This is a genomic window from Corynebacterium sp. HMSC05D08, assembly GCF_001807215.1.
Classification (GTDB): domain Bacteria; phylum Actinomycetota; class Actinomycetes; order Mycobacteriales; family Mycobacteriaceae; genus Corynebacterium; species Corynebacterium striatum.
Genome location: NZ_KV788361.1, coordinates 182,398 through 190,070, shown reverse-complemented (window position 1 = coordinate 190,070; position 7,673 = coordinate 182,398). Strand labels below are relative to the sequence as shown.

Genomic DNA, 7,673 nt, shown 5'->3' with positions numbered 1-7,673 from the left:
CCCCCGATGTGTCCACTTTCCGGGGGTCGGGCCCCGCAGCGATCAACCACCTGGCCAGCCTGTTTATAGCTTTTTCCAGCGTCAACAAGTTTCAAAGCTTTAGCGATGCGATCCCGCTCGCGTTGTATGGCTCCACCGCGACTGGTATTAGCGAGTTCGATACCGTCTTGGGCAAGGTATCGGTAAGCAGTCTGTGGGAAACCAGTCTCTTTCAGTGCGCTATGCGCAGACTGGCCGCTTTCTACAAGAGCAACGACCTTTTGGTACTGATCTTTGAATTTATTCTCAGTCAGACTCCGCTGACGCTGACCACGGCTAAGGCCCTCAGCCTGACGCCACACCTTCGCCGTAGCCTTCGAGACCCCCAACTCCTTCAGGATCACCGACATCGGACGCGCATCATGCAGATACGCCTCCACGTACCGCTCACACAGCCTCTTATCACTTGACATCTACACAACCTCCTAGCTGTATAGATGCATTCACCACCTGAACTCGCCTTCCCTGCACGGCACCGATTTGGCAGTTAGGGCGAAATCCTCGCCGTGCCCGGCGCCATAACCCAGGCCCACAAAATAGATCTCTGCGCACATAGCCCCGAATCCGCACCGCACGGCCGCATGGCGTAGAATATGCGGTCTGAAAGCTTTCACAACTCGTTCAGGAGGACTTCGTGCCACCAAAGGTCACTGACACTCAGCCCGCTGCAGACCAGAACAATGCAGTCGAGGAGGAGACCGCCCGCGCTGCGCGCCGCATCGTCGCTACTTATGCTGAGGACTTCCTCGATGGCGTGACCTTGATGTCCATGCTCGGCGTCGAGCCAGATGGCTTGGTACACAAGAAGGTCCTCGCAGAGCAGGAAGACGCTGCACCAAAGAAGGCTTCTAAGAAGTCCTCGAAGAAGGCAACCAAGAAATCTTCTAAGAAGACCACCAAGAAGGCAACGAAGAAGTCGACCAAGAAGTCCACAAAGAAGACCGCCAAGAAGGCTTCTAAGAAGACCACGAAGAAGGCCTAAGAACAATGTCTGGCCACGACAATTCCTTCGTGGTGGTGGCCAACCGCCTCCCCGTGGATCTGGAGATCCAACCGGACGGCACCCGCACCTGGAAGGCCTCGCCTGGCGGCTTGGTTACTGCTTTGTCGCCAGTGCTGGAGGCCGAGCAAGGCTGCTGGGTGGGCTGGCCAGGCATCACAAACGACGCCCCGGAACCCTTCCACACCGAAAACGGTGTGCTGCTGCACCCGGTCAAGCTGACCGACGTGGATTACGAGGGCTTCTACGAGGGCTTTTCTAACGCCACCCTGTGGCCGCTCTACCACGACCTCATCGTCACCCCGCAGTACAAGCGCGAGTGGTGGTACTCCTATCGCGAGGTCAACCTGCGCTTTGCCGAAGAAGTAGCCAAGGTCGCAGCACCCAACGCCACGGTGTGGGTACAGGACTATCAGCTGCAGCTGCTGCCAGGCATTCTGCGCCAACTACGCCCTGATCTCACCATCGGCTTCTTCCTGCATATCCCATTCCCTTCCGCAGATCTCTTCCTGCAACTGCCATGGCGCGAAGAGGTCGTCCGCGGGTTGATGGGCGCCGATGTCATCGGATTCCACCTCGAATCCAATGCCCGTAACTTCTTAGAGCTGGCCACTCGCCTCGGCTTAGAGGTCACGGGCGAGGTCAGCACGCGCGACATCACTGCCGGCATCAAGGTCGATGGCCGCACCGTTGGCGTGGGCGCGTTCCCGATCTCCATCAAGTCCTCCGACATGACGCGGTTCAGTAAGGCGGAGGACCGCGACGTCGCCAAGCTGCGTGCGGAATTCGGCGGCCACCACCGCGTCATTTTGGGCGTCGACAGGCTGGACTACACCAAGGGAATCCTGCAGCGCCTCAAAGCTTTCGAGGAGCTGCTGGAGTCGCAGGCGCTGGATCCGAGCGAGGTTACGCTGGTACAGATTGCCACGCCTTCGCGCGAGCGCATCGACCATTACCGCGTGACCCGCTCGCAGGTCGAGGAAGCCGTAGGCCGCATCAATGGGCGCTTCGGCCAGATTGGGCGGCCAGTGGTCCACTACGTGCACCGCGCGGTGGACAAGGACATGCTGCGCAAGTACTACCGGCTTGCCGACGTCATGCTGGTCACCCCTTTCAAAGACGGCATGAACCTGGTGGCCAAGGAGTATGTGACCTGCCACGACGACGGCCGCGGTGCATTGGTGCTCTCCGAGTTTGCCGGCGCCGCCGCGGAGCTCAAGCAGGCCAACCTATGCAACCCTTTCGACATAGAGTCCATCAAACGCGCCCTGCTCAGCGCATTGAAGGCGCTTGATGATTCACCCGACACCATGCGCCAGCACATGCTCGACCTGCACGCGCAGGTGGTCCAACACGACGTGGATGTATGGTCGCGCGCCTTTTTGAGCGCCCTAGAGAAAGCAGCGAAGAACAAGTGAAGCGAGTAATTACAGCGGCACTTCTCGCCGCATCAATGACACTTAGCGCCTGCGGCTCCGAGGATGAAGGGCCGCAGCCACGCGGTGACGAGAGAATCGTGGGCAAGGACTGGCAAGTAGTGGCTATCTACACCAAGCCGGATGAGCCTTCTGCGATTCCGCAGACCGCGAAGGCGGTGCCACAAATGAGTTTCGGCGAATCCTCCATTGTGGGCTCTACTGGCTGTGCGCCGTTCCAAGCCAAGGTCTCCTACAGCGAGGCCGAGGATGCCGCCAATATCCGCGACGCGGACACCATGCACATCGATAAGGTGCGAATGGATACCCGTCCCGACGATTGCACCGGCTCCGCACTGTGGGCGGATAATCTGCTACGCAATCTGCTGGCGGAAGACCATGATTTTGAGGTTCGGCTAAACCCGAATAATCAGCTGGTGCTGACTCTGGATACCGCCGAGGTGGACTCCCCCGCTATTCGCATGGTCTCGCTTTAGGGCTGTTTTAGGATGAGGGCATGATTGAAAAGCTCGCAGCAACCAAGCATCTGGCCGTAGTTTCTGACTTTGATGGCACCCTCGCCGGTTTTGCCAATGACATCTATGCGGTTCACGCCGAGCCGCGGTCGTTGGCTGCCCTGGAGCGTCTGGCGCAGCTGCCGGATACCACGGTGGCGGCGCTTTCTGGGCGCCACTTGGAAGGGCTAAAGCGCGTCTTCCCGCTGCGCGAGCCGGTTCTGTTGGGCGGCTCCCACGGCGCGGAGTCCTCGTGGCAGGACTCTTCCCTTTCGCCGGAAGCCCAGGCGCACTTGGACCGCAAGGAAGCAGAAATCCGTGAGCTGATGGAGCGCTTTCCTGGCGCAGAAATTGAGATTAAGCCTTTCCAGCGCGTGTTCCACCTGCGCCGCCTAGAGCTCAGCGACCCGGAGCTAGCCGCCGAGGCCTACGCTGCTTGCCGCGCACTCGACCCAGCCGGTTTCCCCATGACTGCCGGCAAGTCTGTCATCGAGTTCTCCGCTACCCAGGCCACGAAGGGCTCATGGATTTCCGAGCTGCGCGAGCGCGTCGGCGCCACCGCCACCGTCTTCCTGGGAGATGACGTCACCGATGAAGACGGATTCGCGGTTTTGAATCAGCCGCCAGACCTGGGCGTGAAGGTTGGCGAGGGCGAGACGCTAGCCGCACACCGCGTTCCGGATATTGCGGCTGTGTCTGATTTCTTGGAGGAGCTCGCCGCGGCCCGCGCGGTTCACCTCGGCGCTTAAGCGTGATGCGCGGTGAACGGGGCAAGCGCGGTAAACGGAGCAAGCGCGGTACATTTTGCCAAACAAGGCGCTGATTTCGGCAAGTTTTGGCGCAATATTTGGCAAAGTGTGCCGACTAGCGCCGCCAATCCAATAAATGCTGCTCGCGCGGCGAGCCCACCGTGGTCCCCTCGTTGAAGCGAGTGGGCAGCAGCTTATGGTCGTGTGCTGGGGCAGTCTCGGAAAGCGCGGCGTCGATATGCTCGGCCAACATGTGGCCTGCCGCCGCGCCTTTGGCTTTATTCGGCTGGACCACGGTAGTAAGCCCCGCCAGCAAGGCGGTGGTGATGCCGTCAAACCCCGTCACGGAGAGGTCTTTCGGTGCCGCGAGGCCAGCATCGCGCAAGACACCGAGCACGCCGAGCGCCATCGAGTCGGTGGTGCACAGCACGGCGGTCAGCTCAGGGCGCGCGGCAAGCAGCTCTTCCGCGGCAGCGCGCGCGGTGCTCGCATCGTTGATGTGGCGGGTGACAATGGGAATCTCGCCAATGCCTGCCTGTGCAAATACATCGAGAGCGCCCAGCACGCGGTCGCGCTGGACGTGCATGTCTGCGCGTTCGACCTGCTCCGGGCTCACGAAACCATCGATGCGCTCGTGGTGGAGACGAATGCACAGGATGCCAATGCGGCGATGGCCGGCCGCGAGCAACGCGCGGGCGGCGGGTTTGATTGCCTCTCGGTCATCGATGCCCACGAAGGGAAGGCCAGAGTCCTTGGGCTGATCGCAGACCACCAGCGGAAGACCACGCGTTCGCGCCGCTTCCACGGATTCGGACGAGACCGAGTAGATAACGAAGCCATCCACGGCGGCGCGGGTGAGGAGGGCGGCAGCGTCGTCGGAAGGGGCGTCGGGCCCTGCGGGAATCAGAGTTAGGGTGGTCGCGGCACCCGTGGATGCCTCTGCCATGCCGGCTAGAAAATCAACGGAGGCGGCGTCCTCGAAGGCGTAGGACAAGTGCTCGGTCAGGAGGACCCCCGTGGAGCCCGCGCGGCGGGTGCGCAGGCTGCGCGCGGTGGGGTCGGGGCCCGTGTAGCCGTGGGCTGCGGCCGCGGAGAGAATGCGTTCGCGCGTGGCTGGGGCCAGCTGGTCTGGGCGATTATATGCATTGGAAACGGTGGTACGCGAAACACCCAATTCAGCAGCCAGCGAGGCTAGCGTTTTCCGATTCTGGCTGCGTTTTACCATGCTGGCTACCCTACCCTGTTCACCTCTGCGTTTCGCGTTTCAGGCAAGGTCTTTAGCGAGCGGATTATCAATACATTTCCGTTTGACAACAATTTTCAACAAACGCAAACTAGAGGGCATGAGTTTTTCCCTTAAATCCCTGGCTGCGCCCGCCGCTCTCCTGTGTGCAGGCAGCCTCACCCTGGCCGGTTGCTCCAGCACCGATAGCGCCGACGAGGACACCATCAAGGTCGTCGCCTCCACCTCCATCTGGGCAGATGTGGCCCAGGAAGTCATCGACTCCGCACAGGGGCAAGACGTCAAGATTGAGGTCGAGCCAATCGTCAAGGGCAACGGCATCGACCCGCACCACTTTGAGCCCACCGCGGCAGACATCGCCAAGGCCAACGAGGCCGACGTCCTCATCGTCGGTGGCGGCGGATACGATTCCTGGCTTTACCAGGCAGTAAAGAACCAGGACGAGATCATCCACGCGCTGCCGCTAACTGATCACGGCAAGCTTGACGAAGAGCCGGACGTCGTCACCGCGATGGAGGCCAAGGACGTCGCCAAGAAGGAGCCCTCCAAGGTCACCAACATCGAGGGCAATGAGCACGTCTGGTACGACGCTGCCGCCATCGAGAAGGTCGCCACCGAGGTCGCCGACCTCGTAAACGAGGAAAACCCAGAGGCCAAAGCCTCTGCTGATCCGCTGCTGGAGCGCGTCGAGGACATTAAGGAGCGTGTCGAGAAGCTGCCGAAGCTCAACTATGCGCAGACCGAGCCGATCGCGGACTACATCATGAAGTACACCCCTGCCCTTGACGTGACGCCGGAGGGCTTCCGCAAGGCCACTGTGTCCGAGGGCGAGCCAACCGCGGCTGACCTGGCGCGCTTTCTGCAGACCGTCAAGGACGGCAAAGTGGACCTGCTGATTTACAACCCGCAGACTGAGACGGACATCTCCTCGCGCATCCGCAAGGCCGCTGAGGACCGCAACGTGCCGATCGTGGAAATCGGCGAGACCCCGCCGGAGGGCACCAACTTCCTCGACTACTACGATCAGGCTGTCTCCGCACTCGAGGCGGTCAAAGCCTAGTGCTCGTACAGTTTCATGATGCAGCGGTAGAGCCGCTGTGGTCAGGCCTTAACCTCGCCGTCGAAAGCGGCGAGTTTATCGCCGTTTTGGGCCCCAATGGCGTGGGCAAGTCCACGCTGCTCGGCACCATCTTGGGCACGCGTCAACTCACCAGCGGCCGCGTGGAGGTCAACTCGAGCGTGGGCTTTATCCCGCAGCAGCGCATGTTCCCGCAGGATTTGCCGATGCGCGCCCGCGATCTCGTGTCGCTTTCCTTGGCCCATGGCTCCTTTGCTAAACGACGCCCTCCCCGCACCCGCGTCGACGAGCTGCTCGCCGAGGTGGGTGCCACCGGCATCGCTGAGCGCCGCGTGGGCCAGCTTTCCGGCGGCCAGCAGCAATTGGTCCGCCAGGCGCAGGCCCTGTCCAACGACCCACAGCTCATCCTCGCCGACGAGCCACTGCTTTCCCTGGACCCGGCCCGGCAGCAGGCCACGGTGGAAAAACTCGACCGCTGGCGCACGGAGCGCGGCACCTCGATTCTGTTCGTGACGCACGGCATCAACCCGGTGCTGGGCGTGGTGGACAAGGTGCTCTACATCGCCCCACACGGCCACATGTATGGCGCAGTGGACGAGGTCATGCGCTCCGATGTCCTCTCGGAGCTCTACGGTTCCAAGGTCAACGTCATTGAAGTCGATGGGAGGCTCATCGTTGTCTAGCTCGCTGTCTAAGTTTTGGGAAGACACCCAGTACCTGCTCAGTGTCGACTTCGTGCAATCCTCCCTGTGGGCCTGCGCGCTGCTGGGTATCTTGTCCGGCGTTATGACTTCGCTCATCGTGCTGCGGCAGATGTCCTTCTCGGTCCACGCCACCTCAGAACTGGCGCTGATGGGCGCCTCCGCGGCGCTGCTCTTTGGTTTCAACCTGGGCTTCGGCGCAATTGCCGGCGCCATCGTGGCGGCGATCATCCTCGCGGTGCTGGGTCTCAAAGGCCAGCAAGATAGCGCCATTGGCGTGGTGATGAGCTTCGGTCTCGGCCTGTCCGTGCTGTTCTTGCACCTCTACCCGGGCAACTCCAATACGGCGATGACGCTGCTGACCGGCCAGATCGTGGGCGTTTCCGCGGCCTCGGTATGGCTGCTCGCGCTGACCACGGTCATCATCGTGGCCATCGTGGCGCTGTTCTGGCGCCCGATGCTCTTCGCCTCCGCCGACCCCGTCATGGCCCAGGCGGCCGGCGTTCCGGTCCGCGTTATTTCCGTTGGCTTTGCCATCCTGGTGGGCCTGACCGCCGCGCAGTCGGTGCAGATTGTCGGCTCGCTGCTCGTCATGGCCCTGCTCATCACGCCAGGCGCCGCGGCGGTGCAGATTACTTCCTCCCCCGTGCGTGCGGTCTTGTGGTCTACCATCTTCGCGGAGGTCGCAGCCGTGGGTGGTCTCATTTTGTCGCTGGCTCCGGGCCTGCCGGTCTCGGTCTTCGTGACTACGATTTCCTTCATCATCTATTTGCTTTGCCGCCTCATCGGCTGGTTGCGCAATCGCCGCGCGGTTCGCGACGACATCGCCGCCGCCCGCGTCACCAAGGCCCACTTCGAGGGCCGCAGCGATTCAGAAAAGCACCACACCAGCACCCACGACGAGCACTGCGTGCACCAGGACTAAACTAGTGG

9 protein-coding genes are annotated in these 7,673 nt (G+C 61.7%); 8 read left to right on the top strand and 1 reads right to left on the bottom strand.

Going from position 1 to position 7,673, the window contains the following annotated elements; all coding sequences use genetic code 11:
* From HMPREF3148_RS13890 to otsB, 5 genes are all read left to right on the top strand, one after another.
* Positions 1-449, top strand: a 449-nt coding sequence (locus tag HMPREF3148_RS13890; RefSeq protein WP_210383009.1) for a hypothetical protein, incomplete at its 5' end; no start/stop codon positions are given.
* A 224-nt stretch (positions 450-673) separates the two neighbouring features.
* The gene (locus tag HMPREF3148_RS12545; protein ID WP_049063230.1) at positions 674-1,021 is read left to right on the top strand and encodes a hypothetical protein; all 348 of its coding nucleotides are present in this window, start codon (positions 674-676) and stop codon (positions 1,019-1,021) included.
* A 5-nt stretch (positions 1,022-1,026) separates the two neighbouring features.
* Complete coding sequence (locus HMPREF3148_RS12540; RefSeq protein ID WP_049063231.1) at positions 1,027-2,457, top strand: alpha,alpha-trehalose-phosphate synthase (UDP-forming); 1,431 nt, start codon at positions 1,027-1,029, stop codon at positions 2,455-2,457.
* Positions 2,454-2,951 (top strand): metal ABC transporter substrate-binding protein, encoded by a 498-nt coding sequence (locus HMPREF3148_RS12535; RefSeq protein ID WP_239662593.1) that lies wholly within the window; start codon positions 2,454-2,456, stop codon positions 2,949-2,951. Before HMPREF3148_RS12540 ends, HMPREF3148_RS12535 begins: the two co-directional genes overlap by 4 nt.
* 20 nt (positions 2,952-2,971) lie before the next feature.
* A complete protein-coding gene (otsB, locus tag HMPREF3148_RS12530) occupies positions 2,972-3,718 on the top strand; it encodes a trehalose-phosphatase (RefSeq protein ID WP_049063232.1) in 747 nt (248 codons plus the stop codon).
* A gap of 115 nt (positions 3,719-3,833) precedes the next feature.
* Here the strand turns inward: otsB and HMPREF3148_RS12525 are convergent, their stop codons facing one another.
* Positions 3,834-4,943, bottom strand: a complete 1,110-nt coding sequence (locus tag HMPREF3148_RS12525) for a LacI family DNA-binding transcriptional regulator (protein WP_049063233.1) — start codon at positions 4,941-4,943, stop codon at positions 3,834-3,836.
* Between the two features lie 118 nt (positions 4,944-5,061).
* Here HMPREF3148_RS12525 and HMPREF3148_RS12520 point away from each other — a divergent pair, with 118 nt between their 5' ends.
* The 3 genes from HMPREF3148_RS12520 to HMPREF3148_RS12510 are packed head-to-tail and all read left to right on the top strand — an operon-like array spanning position 5,062 to position 7,665.
* A complete protein-coding gene (locus HMPREF3148_RS12520) occupies positions 5,062-6,021 on the top strand; it encodes a metal ABC transporter solute-binding protein, Zn/Mn family (RefSeq protein ID WP_070509240.1) in 960 nt (319 codons plus the stop codon).
* Positions 6,021-6,722, top strand: a complete 702-nt coding sequence (locus tag HMPREF3148_RS12515; protein ID WP_049151430.1) for a metal ABC transporter ATP-binding protein — start codon at positions 6,021-6,023, stop codon at positions 6,720-6,722. The genes HMPREF3148_RS12520 and HMPREF3148_RS12515 overlap by 1 nt, the downstream gene beginning before the upstream one ends.
* Positions 6,700-7,665 (top strand): metal ABC transporter permease, encoded by a 966-nt coding sequence (locus tag HMPREF3148_RS12510; protein WP_201806775.1) that lies wholly within the window; start codon positions 6,700-6,702, stop codon positions 7,663-7,665. The genes HMPREF3148_RS12515 and HMPREF3148_RS12510 overlap by 23 nt, the downstream gene beginning before the upstream one ends.
* Positions 7,666-7,673: the final 8 nt, after the last annotated feature.